Source organism: Spirillospora sp. NPDC047279 (genome assembly GCF_040643285.1).
Classification (GTDB): domain Bacteria; phylum Actinomycetota; class Actinomycetes; order Streptosporangiales; family Streptosporangiaceae; genus Spirillospora.
Genome location: NZ_JBEYUA010000015.1, coordinates 128,262 through 141,858, shown reverse-complemented (window position 1 = coordinate 141,858; position 13,597 = coordinate 128,262). Strand labels below are relative to the sequence as shown.

Sequence of the window (13,597 nt, the reverse complement as noted above, 5' to 3'; positions counted from 1 at the left end):
ACGAATGGCGCTGATCAGAGCACTGTAACGGGCAAATGGCCGAGACCAGGAGAAACGCCGTGACAACGAAGTCCGGTATCGAACTGCTGCCCGCCCAGGCTCCCCTCCAGCTGATCGACGAACGGGGCAGGCGCTCCGCCAGGTCCCGCGCCGGAGGCCTCGAACCGCCCGGCCCCGAGGCGCTCCAGGCCGCCCACCGCGCGCTCGTCCTGGGCCGCCGGTTCGACCGCCAGGCCACCAACCTCGTCAAGCAGGGACGGCTGGCCGTCTACCCCTCCTCGCACGGCCAGGAGGCCAGCGAGGTGGGCGCCGTGCTCGCGCTGCGGCCCACCGACTGGATCTTCCCGACCTACCGCGACAGCGTCGCGCTGGTCGCCCGCGGCATCGACCCGGTCGAGGTGCTGACCCTGCTGCGCGGCGACTGGCACTGCGGCTACGACCCGGTGGCCTGCCGTACCGCGCCGCAGTGCACCCCGCTGGCCACGCAGGCGCCGCACGCGGTCGGCTTCGCCTACGCGGCCCGCGCCAAGGGCGAGGACACCGTGGCGCTGGCGTTCCTCGGCGACGGCGCCACCAGCGAGGGCGACTTCCACGAGGCGATGAACTTCGCGGCCGTGTTCCAGGCGCCCGTCGTCTTCTTCGTCCAGAACAACGGGTACGCGATCTCGGTGCCGCTGGCCCGGCAGACCGCGGCGCCGTCATTGGCGCACAAGGCCGTCGGGTACGGCGTGCCGGGCGTCGGCGTCGACGGCAACGACGTCGCGGCGGTGCTCGCCGCGGTCGGCGAGGCGGCCGAGCGGGCCCGCTCGGGCGGCGGCCCCACGCTGATCGAGGCGCACACGTACCGGATCGAGGCGCACACCAACGCCGACGACGCCACCCGCTACCGCACCGACGACGAGGTCGCGGCGTGGCGCGAGCGCGACCCGCTCGACCGGATCACCGCCTACCTGCGGCGCACCGGCCTGCTCGACGACGTCCGGGCCGCGGAGATCGAGGACGCGGCCGAACGTGCCGCCGCCGACCTGCGCGACCGGCTGCCCGCCTCCGAGCCCCCGGCGCACGGCGCGCTGTTCGAGCACGTCTACGCCGCGCCCACCGCCCAGCTGCGCGAGCAGGCCGAGGTCCTGCGGGACGAACTCGCGGAGGAGGCGTGACGATGGCCGCCGTCACCATGGCCCAGGCGATCAACACCGCCCTCGCGGACGCGCTGAAGGAGGACGAGCGGGTCGTGGTGTTCGGCGAGGACGTCGGCGCGCTCGGCGGCGTCTTCCGCGTCACCGACGGCCTGACCGCGACGTTCGGCGAGTCGCGCTGCTTCGACACCCCGCTGGCCGAGTCGGGCATCGTCGGCATGGCGGTCGGGATGGCGATGAACGGGCTGCGCCCGGTGGTGGAGATGCAGTTCGACGCGTTCGCCTATCCCGCGTTCGAGCAGATCGCCAGCCACGTCGCCAAGATGCGCAACCGCACGCGCGGCGCGATCACGCTGCCGATGGTGATCCGCGTGCCCTACGCGGGCGGGATCGGCGGCGTCGAGCACCACTGCGACTCGTCGGAGGCCTACTACGCGCACACCCCGGGGCTGACCGTCGTCACGCCCGCGACGCCGGCCGACGCCTACAGCCTGCTGCGCGAGGCGATCGACGCGCCCGACCCGGTGATCTTCATGGAGCCCAAGCGGCTGTACTTCGCCAAGGAGGAGACCGTGCTGCCCGCGCGGGCCGAGCCGTTCGGCCGCGCCGCGGTGCGCCGCGCCGGGACCGACGCCACGCTCGTCGCGTACGGGCCCGCCGTGCCGGTCGCGCTGGAGGCCGCCGCGCGGGCGGTCGAGGAGGGCTGGAGCCTGGAGGTCGTCGACCTGCGGACGATCGTCCCGTTCGACGACGAGACCGTCATGGCCAGCGTCGCCAGGACCGGCCGTGCCGTGGTGGTCGCCGAGGCGCAGGGCTTCGCCGGGGTGTCGGCCGAGATCGCGGCGCGCGTCTCCGAACGTTGCTTCCATTCGCTGGAGGCACCGGTACGGCGGGTCACCGGCTTCGACATCCCCTATCCCCCGCCCAAGCTCGAGCACCACCACCTGCCGAGCGCCGACCGGATCCTGGACGCGGTCGCGACCCTCCAGTGGGAGGACTGATGGCCCCGCGCGAGTTCGTGCTGCCCGACCTGGGCGAGGGCCTCACCGAGGCGGAGATCGTCCGGTGGCTGGTGGCGGCGGGCGACACCGTCGAGGTCGACCAGCCCGTGGTCGAGGTCGAGACCGCCAAGGCCGTGATGGAGCTGCCGGTCCCGTTCGCGGGCGTCGTGGCGGCGCTCAACGCGGCGGAGGGCGACGTCGTGGCCGTCGGCTCGGTCCTGGTCGTGATCGGCGAGCCGCCCGGCCCGGGGCTCGGGCCGGCCGCCGCCCGGTACATGGAGGAGGAACGCGCGGGCTCGGGCAACGTCCTGGTCGGCTACGGCACCGCCCGCGCCGGGACCCGGCGCCGCCGCCGCACCGCCCGCCGGGCCCCGGCCGCCCCCAGGGGTCCCCGGCCGAGGACGATGTCGCCCGTGGTCCGGAAGCTGGCCCGCGACAACGGCGTCGACCTGGCCGGGCTCCGCGGGACCGGCCCGGACCACCTCATCACCAGGGCCGACGTCCAGCGCGCGATCGAGGGCGCCGCGGCACCGGAGCCACCGCCCACGCCCGCCCGCGGCGAGCCGGCGCCCGTTCGCGAGCGCGTCCCGCTGCGCGGTGCCCGCCGGGCCGCGGCCGAGGCGTTCACCCGCAGCCGCCGCGAGATCCCCGAGGCGACGACCTGGGTCGACGTCGACGCCACCGCCCTGCTCGACCTGCGGGAGGAGATCAACGCGGACGGGCGGCGCGAGCCGGTGGGCGTCCTCGCGCTCTTCGCCCGCTTCGTCACCGCCGGCCTGTCCCTGCACCCCGAGCTCAACAGCCGCGTCGACACGACGGCCGGTGAGATCGTCCGGTTCGACGCCGTCAACCTGGCGGTCGCCGTCCAGTCCGACCACGGCCTGGTCGCTCCGGTCGTCCGCGACGCCCACCGGCTGAGCGCCCGCGGACTCCAGTCGGCGATCACCCGGCTGACCGGCGCCGCGCGGGCCGGCTCGCTGGGGGTGGCCGACCTGACGGCGGGCACGTTCACGCTCAACAACTACGGCGTGTTCGGCGTCGACGGCTCCGCACCGATCATCAACCACCCGCAGGCGGCCATGCTCGGCATCGGCCGGATCATCGACCGGCCGTGGGTGGTGGACGGCGAGGTCACCGCACGGAAGATCACGCAGTTGTCGCTGGCGTTCGACCACCGGGTCTGCGACGGCGCGCCCGCCGCCGCGTTCCTGCGCTTCGTGGCCGACTGCGCGGAGCGCCCGAGGGAGGCGCTCGCCGACCTCTAGCGGACCCCGGCCGCCTGGTGACCCGCGTAACGCGCGAGGAGCCGGAGCACGTCGCGCTCGTCGTCGGCGGGCGGCCCGGGGTCGTAGAGGTCATGGCGCGCGGTGAAGAGCAGCAGCGCCCACCTGGTGACACGTTCGGGCGAGGGCACGGCCTCGTCGACGAAGCGGGTCATCTCGCTGTCGCGCCCGTTGCGCCAGCCGTCGAGGTCGTTCCACTCCAGCCGCAGGACGTCCGGCCCGAACGCCACCTCGACGGTCGCGTACCGGCGGCCGGTGTAGGCGCCGGTCCGGTGCTCGTGGCCGCGCACCTGGAGACCACGGCTCCGGGACAGCGCCGCGGCGACGGCCGCCACGTAGGGGGCGTGCTCCGGCCGTCCCGCCGGTTCCTCCCAGTCGTTCATGCGCTCAGTGTGGCAGCGATGACGGGGAGTGACGAGCCGACGCGCAGGACTCAGCCGCGCGGGAGAACGGTCTCCAGAACGAGGAGGCGGGTGCCGCCGGGCTCCTCGCCGTCGTCGGGCGCGGCCCACATCCGCAGCGTGCCGCCATCGGCCTCCAGGTGCACCGGGTTGCGGGTGACCACGTGCCCGTTCGGGGAGAGCGCGGTCACCGGCACCTCGTGCCCCACGGCGCCGGTGCGGAGGTCGACCACGGCGATGCCGCCGAGGTCGAACCGGCCGCCGGTCGCGACCGGGTATTCGGTGAGCCCGGTGCACACCGCCTTGCCCGGCCCGGCCGCGGCGCAGTCCTGGTAGTCGATGTAGTGGCTCTCGTTCGGGCCGCGCCGCAGCGGCGCGCCGCGTTCGGTCCACTCGAACAGGCGGCGCGACCCCCACGAGACGCCGTGGACGTGTCCCGTCCGGCGGTCCCGCACGACGCCGCCGACGTGGTCCTTGAACCGGAACGCCTCGGAGGCGCGCAGCGAGCGCGGGTCGACGCGATAGACGATCGACCGGGAGTTCGGGCGGTACTCGGCGACCGGGACCCACAGGTCGCGGCCGTCGAAGTCGATGCCGCCCGGGTGGTACATCGTCCCCTCCCCCAGCGTGATCTGGCGGAGCAGGCGGCCGGACAGGTCCAGCTCGAAGAGATGGCCGCGGCCCTTGCCCGGGCTCCGGTCGTAGCCGTCCACCGGGGCCGGGTAGCGGACCGGAGGCTCGGTCACCTCGACGCTGGAGAGGTAGAGGCGGTCGCCCACCCGGGCGAGCCCCTGCGGATGGTGGGTGGGGAACGCCAGGTCGAGCCGGCGGGTCACGGTCCACCTGGCGTTGCGGTCCAGGGACTGGACGGCCGTCACCACGGGATCGGGCTTGCGGGAGGCGGCGCCCACGTCGGCCGACAGGCCCAGCGCCATCGTCAGCACGGCCGCCGGGACCGCCCATCGCACCATCGTCACGTACCTTCTCCTCACCCAGGACCGGGAACGGCCCGGTCAGCCAACCAGCCCGCGGGCCGGCGCGGGTGAGCGACCGGTGGCCTTCCGGTGAACGTGCGGCGGGCCCGGCCGCCGAGGCGGCCGGGCCCGGTCGTGCTAGCGCCCCTGGAGGGCGCGGACGTTGTCGCCGAACGTCCAGTTCTTGGAGCCGTCCCAGTTGATGGACCAGGTCATCAGCCCCTTCAGCGCACCGTTGTAGTGGTTCCAGGCCTGGGCGACCAGGCTCGGGGACATGTGGCCGCCGCCCGCGCCCGGCTGGGCGGGCAGGCCCGGCACCTGCTTGTCGTACGGCACCCGGATGGTGGTGCCCTGGATGACCAGGCCCCGGTCGAGGCAGTCGGTCTGGGCGGTGAAGCCCTGGACGGTCCCGGCGGAGTAGGAGTCGCCCGAGCAGCCGTACATGCTGCCGTTGTAGTACTGCATGTTGAGCCACCACAGCCGGCCGTTGTCGGCGTACTTCTTCACGATCGGCAGGTAGGCGCCCCAGATCGAGCCGTAGGTGACGCTTCCGCCGGTGACGTACGCCGTCTCCGGCGCCATGGTGAGCCCGAAGTTGGACGGCATCTGTGCGAGCACGCCGTCGATGATGCGGATCAGGTTGGCCTGCGAGGCCGACAGCGTGCCGATGTTCCCGCTGCCGGTGAGGCCGGTCTCGATGTCGATGTCGATGCCGTCGAAGTTGTAACGCTTGAGGATCGGCACCACGGTCGCGACGAACCGGTCGGCGACCGTGCTGGAGCTCAGGTCGATCCCGGCGGTCGCGCCGCCGATCGACATCAGGATGGTGGCGCCCGCGACCTTCGCCGCGCACATCTCGGCGGGCGTCGCGACCTTGACGGTCGCGTCCATCCCGTCCTCCCAGAGCACGGTGCCGTCGGAGCGGATCACGGGGAACGCGGCGTTGATCACGTTGTAGCCGTGCCGCCCGATGCGCGGATCGGTGATCGGCGTCCAACCGAACGGCGGGTGCACGCCGTTGCTCGCGCCGTCCCAGTTCTCCCAGTAACCCTGGAGGACCTTGCCCGCCGGCCTGGACTTGACCGCACAGGTCTCCTCACCCGTGGGCGGTGTGGTCGGAGGCGTGGTGGGCGGCGTTGTCGGCGGCGTTGTCGGCGGCGTTGTCGGAGGCGTGGCCGGAGGCGTGGTCGGCGGCTGGGTGCCGTCGCAGGCGCCGAGGTCGCGCCACAACGCCGGTGTGGTGGCGGGCGTCCAGCCCGCGCCGGGGTGAGCGGTGTGGGTGACCAGCGCCTCGTAGCCGCGGGCGTTGTAGGTCACCTTGGTGCCCGCGGTGTAGGCGGCGCCCTCGGCCCACGCGTGGAAGGCGCACGGGACCAGGGACGCGGCGGGCGGGGAGAAGGCCACCAGCGCGCCGAGCGACAACGTCGCCACCGCGAAGGCGGCCACGAGCGCGGCGAGCCAGTGCTTGTACTTCACGAGCATCGAAGCTCCTCAGCTAACGGGAACGGCGGAGGAGCCGACGCATAGCCAGGCGGTTCCGCAGAACCGCTCCGCGCAGGACCGTACGACGGCGGGAAAGCAGCCCCAGGGTAACCGCGAGCCCCGGGCCACGAAAACCCCGGAAATCATCCGGCAACTGCCAGGGTCCTCTCAGGAGGCGTGGAGGGCTTTCCAAGCTCGGGCACCCAGCGTTGTACCCCCCACTTCGTCGTCGGAGAAAGAGGCTCCCATGCGAGGTCGTCCGCCGGTCCGGCCGGTCGCGGTGCTGGTCGCCGCGGTGCTGGCCCTGTCCTCGTGCAGCGGCACGGGAAGCCGGGTAGAGCAGCGAAACGGCGCGGCCGGGACGAGACCGAACATCGTCTTCGTGCTCACCGACGACCTGGCGCCCAACCTCGTGCCGTACATGCCCCAGGTGAAGCGCATGCGGGGCCAGGGCATGACGTTCGCCGACTACTTCGTCACCGACTCGCTGTGCTGCCCGTCCCGCGCCACGATCCTCACCGGCCGCTACCCGCACAACACCGGCGTGTTCACCAACCAGGGCCGGGACGGCGGGTACGCGACGTTCAACGCCCGCGGGAACCAGCGGGACACCTTCGCCACCGCGCTCCAGAAGACCGGCTACCGCACGGCGATGATGGGCAAGTACATGAACGGCTACCAGCCCGCCGACCCGGTGCAGCCCGGCTGGAGCGAGTGGGCCGTCGCGGGCGACGGCTACCGGGGGTACGACTACACGCTGAACGAGAACGGCCGCCAGGTGCGGTACGGGAGCAGGCCCGAGGACTACATGACCGACGTCCTCGCGCGGAAGGGCACCGACTTCATCAGGCGGTCTGCGGCGGCCGGGCAGCCGTTCATGCTGGAGATCGCCACGTTCGCGCCGCACGGCCCGTTCACGCCCGCCCCGCGCGACAAGGACGCCTTCCCCGGCCTCAAGGCACCGCGCACGCCCGCCTTCAACGAGGCCGACCTGTCCGACAAGCCCGCCTGGCTGAAGGACCACCCGAAGCTGAAGCCGCGGCAGATCCAGCGGATCGACCGGGTGTTCCGCAAGCGCGCGCAGTCGGTGCAGGCCGTGGACGACCTCCTCGCCCGCGTCCAGGCGACGCTGAAGGCCACCGGGACCGACCGCGACACCTACGTCGTCTTCACCTCCGACAACGGCTTCCACCTGGGCGAGCACCGGCTCATGTCGGGCAAGCAGACCGCCTTCGACACCGACGTCAGGGTCCCGCTCGTGGTGACCGGCCCGGGCGTGCCGGCGGGCAGGACGCATCGGGGCCTCACCCAGAACACCGACCTGTGCCCCACCTTCCAGCAGCTCGGCGGCGCACCGATCCCCGCCTCGGTCGACGGAAGGTCCCTCGTGCCCGTCCTGAAGGGCGGGGCGCTCTCGCCGCCGCGCGGCGGCGTCCTCATCGAGCACCACGGCCCCGACAACGCCGCCGCGGACCCCGACCGGCAGGCCCCGGCCAGCGGCAACCCGCCGAGCTACGAGGCGATCCGGACGCCGAACGAGCTGTACGTGGAGTACGCGGGCGGGCAGCGCGAGTACTACGACATCACGACCGACCCCCACCAGCTCACCAACACCGTCGGCTCGCTTCCCCCGGCACGCCTGAAGGAGCTCCAGAAACGGCTGCACGACCTGGAGAAGTGCAAGGGCGGCACCTGCCGCCGCTGACCGCCCGGCGCAGACGCGCCCTAGGGCCAGGCGGAGCGCAGGCCCGTCGCGAAGCAGGCGTCGCGGGACTTCTGGCCGATGGCGGCGACGATCCGGTCTTCGCAGGCCGCGCGGGCGGCGGCCAGCTCGGGCGTGGTGAAGCGGGCCCGGCCTCCGTCGGGGTGCCAGAGGCGGTGGCTGATGCCGAGCAGGACGGCGGCGCGTTCGTGGTCGCCCTGGCCGCTGGTGGCGAGCGCGAGCGACTCCAGCGCGAGCGCCATGTTGGAGCTGTCCTCGATCTCCTTGCTGCCCCGGAACGCCGCGTCGGCGTGGTCGGCCGCCGTGGCGTGGTCGCCGGAGGACAGGCTGACCAGGGAGTGGATGTAGTGGCCCCACGACTGGAACTTGAACTCGCCGCGGACCAGGCCGTCGACGCGGAGCTCCTCGGCCATCCTGGTGGCGGTGCCGTGGTCGCCCATGGCGAGGCGGGCGAAGACCAGGGCCGCCCTGGCCAGCAGCCAGACCGCCTCCTGGACGCCGTCGCGCCAGGGGCTGGAGACGATCGACGTGAGCCGTTCGAGGGCCAGGTCGGGGCGCCCGCCCATGGCCCAGTCGGTGCTCTCGATGTAGTCGGCGGCGCGCGTCCCGTCCGGGTCGGGCGCGGCCGACCGGCATTCCCGGATGCAGCGTTCGAGGCCCTCGGGGTCGCCCTGGGCCATCATCACGCAGCCGAGCGCCCAGGCCGCGCGGACGCGCAGGGGGCCGGGGGTGGGGTCGTTGTCGAGGGCGCGTTCGAGGTAGCCGCGGCCCTCGCGTTCGTACTCGCAGGAGAACCAGAAGAACCACAGGGCGCCGGACAGCTCGACGGCCGCCGGGCCGGGCTCGGCCAGGCACGTCTCCATCGCCAGGCGGACCTCGGGGAAGTCCTCGGACAGGGCGCGGTACCACGCCGCCTGACCCGAGCGCGTCCATTCGGGGAACGCCTCGCGGGCCATGGCCAGATAGCGGTCGCGGTGCCGCCCGAGCGACTCGCGGGTCTCGCCCAGCTCGCGGAGCCAGAACGCGCCGTACTCGCGCATGCCGTCGAGGAACCGGTAGCGGTCGCCCTCGGCCACCACGACGGACTTGGCCAGGAGCCGGGCGAGCGTGCGCGGGACGTCGTCGAGCGGCCCGCCCTCGCAGACCTGCTGCGCCGCGCCGGCCGAGAAGCTCCCGGCGAACACCGACGCCCTGGCCCACAGCAGCTTCTCCGCGGGCGTGCAGAGCTCGTGGCTCCAGCCCATCGCCGTCCACAACCCGCCGTGCGGGGCCAGCACGGCGGAGCCGGGCGGAACGTCGAAGCCGGCGCGCGGGTCGGGGCGCTCGGCGAGGTCGGCCACCGTGCGCTCGCCCACCTGCGCGGCGGCGAGCTCGAGCGCGAGCGGCAGCCCGTCGAGCCGGTCGCACAGGTCGCGGACGGCGGCCTCGTCGGTCTCGCTCAGCCCGAACGCCGGGTCGTGCTCGCGGGCACGCTCGACGAACAGCGCCGCCGCGTCGCCCCCCGCCGCCGTGGGCAGCGGGCCCACCTCGACCACGACCTCGTGGCCGACGCGCAGGGACTGCCGGCTGGTGGCCAGCATCCGCACCCCCGGGCAGGCCTGGAGCAGCGTCACGACCAGCGGCCCGCAGTCGTCCACCAGGTGCTCGCAGGTGTCGAGGACGATGAGGCACTCGCGGTCGGCGAGGTGCTCGATCAGCAGGGTGATCATCGGCCGCGCCGTCTGGTCGCGGACCTTCATCGACAGCCCGATGGCGTGCGGCACCAGGCCGCCGTCGCGCACCGGTGAGAGCGGCACCAGCCACACCCCGTCGGGGAACCGCTCGACGGCCTGCCGGCCGGCCTGGAGCGCCAGCCGCGTCTTGCCGACGCCCGCCACCCCTGCCAGGGTGACCAGCCGCGAGGCCCGCAGGGCGTCGTCGAGCTCCGACATCTCCCGCGCGCGGCCCACGAAGCTGGGCAGCTCGTCCGGCAGGTTCCCCTCGACGCTCTCGACGGCCTCGTCCATGACCCCTCGCTTCGTCGCGCGATCATCTCGTCACGGATCGTACGCTTCCCGAAGTGGCGGCGCGGGCGCATGCGCGACTTCGCCCCGGCCGGCCATGGACGGGGCCCGCCGCCTCCGGTCCGATCAGGCGGGGTCGGCCGGGTGCGGCGCCAGCGCCAGCGCCCCGGTCAGGCGCGTCTCGCAGTGCCCGGCCAGGACGTCGTAGCCGGGGCGGCCCATCAGCTCGATCAGCTCCGGCCGGTAGGAGACGTAGACGGGGTCCCCGGCGCCGTGCGCGGACCTGGCCCCGGTGCACCACCAGTGCAGGTCGTGGCCGCCGCTCCCCCAGGCGCGGCGGTCGTACTCGCCGATCGTCATCTGGAGGACCCGGGTGCCGTCGGGGCGGTCGATCCAGTCGTAGGTGCGGCGGATGGGGAGCTGCCAGCACACGTCCGGCTTGAGCTCCAGCGGCTCGCGGCCCTCGCGCAGGGCGAGGGCGTGCAGGGCGCACCCCTCGCCGCCGGGGAAGCCGGGGCGGTTGAGGAAGATGCAGGCGCCGTCCACCAGGCGGGTCTGCCGTTCGCCGTCGCGGGCGGACTTGACGACCCCGTTGCGCGCTCCGGCGGCGTGGAACTGCCAGGTCTCGGGCGTGAGGCGGGCGGCGTGCGCGACGACCCGCGCCTGGTCGTCCTCGTCGGAGAAGTGCGCCCCCAGCGAGCAGCAGCCGTCGCTCGCCCGGCCCGGCACGATGCCCTGGCAGCCGCGCGCGAACAGGCAGTTCCAGCGCGAGGTCAGCCAGGTCAGGTCGCAGCGGAAGACCTGGTCCTCGTCGGCCGGATCGGCGAACTCGATCCAGGCGCGGGCGAAGTCCGCCGGCACCTCGTCGCCGGGCGCCCCCGGCGCGGGAAGCGCCGCCTTCCGGTCCTTCTTCGTCACTGCCATGCCGGCCGAACCCCCGTCTTTTCCGGTCTCCTACCCACGTTTCCAGATGTCGATCTCGATCGGGCGGTACGACCCGCCGCCGGGTTCGGGAACGGCGGATCAGGGCAGGTCAGGGACGAGGGGGAAGCCATGAGCACCGAGGACGACCAGGCCGCGGAACGGCTCGCGGAGATCGAGCGCACGCTGGGGGTGCTGCGCCGGGAGATCGGGCCGCCGACCGACGAGCCGCAGGACTCCGGCGACGCGGCTCAGGACATGGCGGCGCGCGAGCAGCACGCCGCGACGATCGAGACGCTGGAGGACGAACGCCGGCGGCTGAGGCGCCGGCTCGGCCTCGACTAGGGCGGCTCGGGCGGGGGCGCGGCGGCGGGTCCGGCGGCAGAGAGCTTGCCGGTATGGAACGTTCTGTTATGGTCCGACCGCGTATCCGCCCTCCTGCCCCCCCCCGGAGCTGACCCGTGACGAAGACGCCGATGATCGCGTTGGCTCTCGGCCTGGCCCTCGGCGCCGCCGCCTGCGACGGCGACGGCGACACGAAGAGCGCCTCGCCCGCCCCGTCGGCGAGCACCGCCGCGCCGGCCGCTCCGGGCACGCCGTCCAGCCCGGCGGCCGCGCCCACGACACCGGCGGCCCGGCCGCCGGCCGCGTCCCCCTCCTGGCCCTCGGCGCCCAAGATCAGCAACAGCCGGGAGATCGTGATGATCGACCCGGACGGCAAGCGCTACACGTTCCGGACGATGGTCCAGATGGCCGCCGGAATGCGCGCCACCATGGGCAACAACGCCCCGAAGAACTTCTGCGCGGCGTCGTACCGGCAGGGCGTGGACGAGGGCGGCAAGTTCCCCGCCGGGCGCAGCGCCTTCATGGCCGCCTGCGCCGAGGGCTGGGAGAAGGGCGCCCGCCCCCGCTAGCCCGCCCCCGCTAGCCCGCCCCGCCGTCCGCCGCTCGCGCGCCGCCGGTGTTTAGGTCTTGACCACGGGGAACGAGCCCAGTTCAAGCCGAGACCACGAAAGGGCGCAGCGATGAGGGGCGAGACGGACCGGAGCGGCGACGTCGACAACGAGATCGCCGAGACCCGGGATGAGTTCGGCGGGACGGTGGCGGACCTCGCCGAGGCCGACCTCAAGAGCCGGGCGCACACCGAGGCCGAACGGCTGAAGGACAAGACCCGCGAGGCCGCGTCGGCAGCGCGGCGCAACGCTCCGCTGACCGGGACGGTGGGCACGGTCGTGGTCGCCGCGGGCGGCGCGATCGTGCTGGTGTGGCTGCGGCGGCGCGCGGCGAAGAGGACGCGCTGGGAGCGCGCCCGCCATTCGGCCGGGCAGCTGGCCGCCCAGACCGCCGACCGCCTGCACGCCGGTGACCTGGCCGCCCGCACGGGTGACCTGGCCGCCCGGACGGGCGAGCTGGCCTCGAACGCCGGGGACCGGCTGCGCGCGGGCGAGAAGCTGGCGGCGGACGCCGGCGGGCAGCTGCGCGATCTGGCGACCGGCGTCGGCGAGACCGTGCGGTCCAGCGACGCCATGCAGGCCGCGGCCGCGTCGACGGCGACCCAGGGGCGGCGGCTCGCCCGTTCGCACCGGGCGCAGGGCGCGACGACGGCGGCGGTGACGATCCTGGCCCTGGAGGGCGTGCGGCGCCGCAGGGCGTCACGCCAGGCCTGACCTGAGCCGTCCGCGGCCCTGCCGGCGAGATCTCCGGCTCGCCCGGCAGGGCCGCGGCATGCCCGGGCGGCGCCCTCAGGACGAGGGGAAGGGGCCGGCCCGGCCCAGCAGCGCCGGGGCCGGCTTGCCGAGCCTCTCCCCCAGCCACGCTCCGGTCTCCGCCACGTCGGTGAGGGACAGGCCGGTGGTGTATCCCATCCTGTGGAGCGCGTAGAGCAGGTCCTCGGTGGCGATGTTGCCGGTCGCGGCGGGCGCGAAGGGGCAGCCTCCGAAGCCGCCCGTGCTGGCGTCCAGCACGGTGACCCCCTCTTCCACGGCGGCGATCGCGTTGGCGTAGCCGGTGTTGCGCGTGTTGTGGAAGTGGAAGCGCAGCGGCACGCCGGGGGCCGCCTCCCTGACCCGCCGGGTCAGCTCGCGGACCTGGCCCGGGACTCCCACGCCGATGGTGTCGGCGAGCGCGATCTCGGCGGCGCCCGCCTCGTACGCGCGGCGCGCGATCTCGGCGACCCGTGCGACCGGCGTCTCCCCCTCGAAGGGGCAGCCGAACGCGGCGGCGATCGTCATGCTCAGCGGGACCCCGGAGGCGTCCTTGGCGATGGCGTCCCAGGCGTCCAGGGCCTCGTCGGTCGTGCAGCCCTGGTTGCGCACGCAGAAGGTGTCGGTCGCCACGACGACGACGTTCACCTCGTCCACCGCGGCGGCGAGCGCCCGGTCGAGGCCGCGCCGGTTGAGGACCAGGCCGATGTAGGAGACGCCGGGCGTGCGCGGCACCCCCGCCATGACCTCCTCGGCGTCGGCCATCTGCGGGACGCGCTTGGGGTTGACGAAGCTGACGGCCTCGACGCGCGTGGTGCCCGCCTCGACGGACCTCCGGATGAACTCGATCTTGTCGTCCGCCGAGAGGATCGTGTCTTCGTTCTGCAGACCGTCCCGGGGGCCGACCTCAATGATTGTTGTATGCAATTGGACCCCCACGTGTAGAACTGACCTCAATTATGCCTTATAT

General features: G+C 73.8%; 13 protein-coding genes and 2 pseudogenes. 8 read left to right on the top strand and 7 right to left on the bottom strand.

Features of this window, described 5'->3' with window-relative positions; all coding sequences use genetic code 11:
- Window positions 1-35: 35 nt before the first annotated feature.
- Genes pdhA through ABZ810_RS33730 form a run of 3 tightly spaced genes read left to right on the top strand, consistent with a single transcriptional unit; the run spans window position 36 to window position 3,402 of the window.
- Window positions 36-1,157 (top strand): pyruvate dehydrogenase (acetyl-transferring) E1 component subunit alpha, encoded by a 1,122-nt coding sequence (gene pdhA, locus ABZ810_RS33740; protein ID WP_358410182.1) that lies wholly within the window; start codon window positions 36-38, stop codon window positions 1,155-1,157.
- Window positions 1,158-1,159: 2 nt separating this feature from the next.
- Window positions 1,160-2,137 carry an alpha-ketoacid dehydrogenase subunit beta gene (locus ABZ810_RS33735; RefSeq protein ID WP_358410181.1) on the top strand — a complete coding sequence of 326 codons (978 nt, stop codon included), beginning with the start codon at window positions 1,160-1,162 and terminating at the stop codon, window positions 2,135-2,137.
- Window positions 2,137-3,402, top strand: a complete 1,266-nt coding sequence (locus tag ABZ810_RS33730) for a dihydrolipoamide acetyltransferase family protein (RefSeq protein WP_358410180.1) — start codon at window positions 2,137-2,139, stop codon at window positions 3,400-3,402. Before ABZ810_RS33735 ends, ABZ810_RS33730 begins: the two co-directional genes overlap by 1 nt.
- Here ABZ810_RS33730 and ABZ810_RS33725 read toward each other — a convergent pair.
- The 3 genes and pseudogenes from ABZ810_RS33725 to ABZ810_RS33715 all read right to left on the bottom strand — a co-directional run.
- Window positions 3,399-3,803 (bottom strand): hypothetical protein, encoded by a 405-nt coding sequence (locus ABZ810_RS33725; protein WP_358410179.1) that lies wholly within the window; start codon window positions 3,801-3,803, stop codon window positions 3,399-3,401. The genes ABZ810_RS33730 and ABZ810_RS33725 overlap by 4 nt on opposite strands.
- A 50-nt stretch (window positions 3,804-3,853) precedes the next feature.
- Window positions 3,854-4,792 (bottom strand): DUF6454 family protein, encoded by a 939-nt coding sequence (locus ABZ810_RS33720; RefSeq protein WP_358410386.1) that lies wholly within the window; start codon window positions 4,790-4,792, stop codon window positions 3,854-3,856.
- 141 nt (window positions 4,793-4,933) lie between these two features.
- Window positions 4,934-5,836: pseudogene (locus ABZ810_RS33715) on the bottom strand (chitinase); the annotation flags it as partial.
- A gap of 61 nt (window positions 5,837-5,897) precedes the next feature.
- Here ABZ810_RS33715 and ABZ810_RS33710 point away from each other — a divergent pair.
- On the top strand, window positions 5,898-6,065 hold the full coding sequence (locus tag ABZ810_RS33710; protein ID WP_358410384.1) for a hypothetical protein: 168 nt from the start codon (window positions 5,898-5,900) through the stop codon (window positions 6,063-6,065).
- Here ABZ810_RS33710 and ABZ810_RS33705 read toward each other — a convergent pair.
- Window positions 6,029-6,277 (bottom strand): annotated as a pseudogene (locus ABZ810_RS33705) (carbohydrate-binding protein); the annotation flags it as partial. The gene ABZ810_RS33710 and the pseudogene ABZ810_RS33705 sit on opposite strands and share 37 nt — an antisense overlap.
- A 247-nt stretch (window positions 6,278-6,524) precedes the next feature.
- Here ABZ810_RS33705 and ABZ810_RS33700 point away from each other — a divergent pair.
- The gene (locus tag ABZ810_RS33700; protein ID WP_358410178.1) at window positions 6,525-7,982 is read left to right on the top strand and encodes a sulfatase; all 1,458 of its coding nucleotides are present in this window, start codon (window positions 6,525-6,527) and stop codon (window positions 7,980-7,982) included.
- Window positions 7,983-8,002: 20 nt separating this feature from the next.
- Here ABZ810_RS33700 and ABZ810_RS33695 read toward each other — a convergent pair whose 3' ends face one another.
- Together ABZ810_RS33695 and ABZ810_RS33690 are read right to left on the bottom strand one after the other, a co-directional pair.
- Window positions 8,003-10,006 (bottom strand): hypothetical protein, encoded by a 2,004-nt coding sequence (locus tag ABZ810_RS33695; RefSeq protein WP_358410176.1) that lies wholly within the window; start codon window positions 10,004-10,006, stop codon window positions 8,003-8,005.
- 123 nt (window positions 10,007-10,129) lie between these two features.
- The gene (locus ABZ810_RS33690) at window positions 10,130-10,927 is read right to left on the bottom strand and encodes a hypothetical protein (protein ID WP_358410174.1); all 798 of its coding nucleotides are present in this window, start codon (window positions 10,925-10,927) and stop codon (window positions 10,130-10,132) included.
- A gap of 129 nt (window positions 10,928-11,056) precedes the next feature.
- Between ABZ810_RS33690 and ABZ810_RS33685 the strand changes: the two genes are divergently transcribed.
- The 3 genes from ABZ810_RS33685 (at window position 11,057) to ABZ810_RS33675 (ending at window position 12,591) form a co-directional block, all read left to right on the top strand.
- Window positions 11,057-11,269, top strand: a complete 213-nt coding sequence (locus tag ABZ810_RS33685) for a hypothetical protein (protein ID WP_358410172.1) — start codon at window positions 11,057-11,059, stop codon at window positions 11,267-11,269.
- Between the two features lie 116 nt (window positions 11,270-11,385).
- The gene (locus ABZ810_RS33680; protein ID WP_358410171.1) at window positions 11,386-11,838 is read left to right on the top strand and encodes a hypothetical protein; all 453 of its coding nucleotides are present in this window, start codon (window positions 11,386-11,388) and stop codon (window positions 11,836-11,838) included.
- 111 nt (window positions 11,839-11,949) lie between these two features.
- A complete protein-coding gene (locus ABZ810_RS33675; protein ID WP_358410169.1) occupies window positions 11,950-12,591 on the top strand; it encodes a hypothetical protein in 642 nt (213 codons plus the stop codon).
- A 75-nt stretch (window positions 12,592-12,666) separates the two neighbouring features.
- Here ABZ810_RS33675 and ABZ810_RS33670 read toward each other — a convergent pair whose 3' ends face one another.
- Window positions 12,667-13,554: a hydroxymethylglutaryl-CoA lyase gene (locus ABZ810_RS33670; RefSeq protein ID WP_358410167.1), complete on the bottom strand. Its 888-nt coding sequence runs from the start codon at window positions 13,552-13,554 to the stop codon at window positions 12,667-12,669.
- Window positions 13,555-13,597 lie beyond the last annotated feature (43 nt).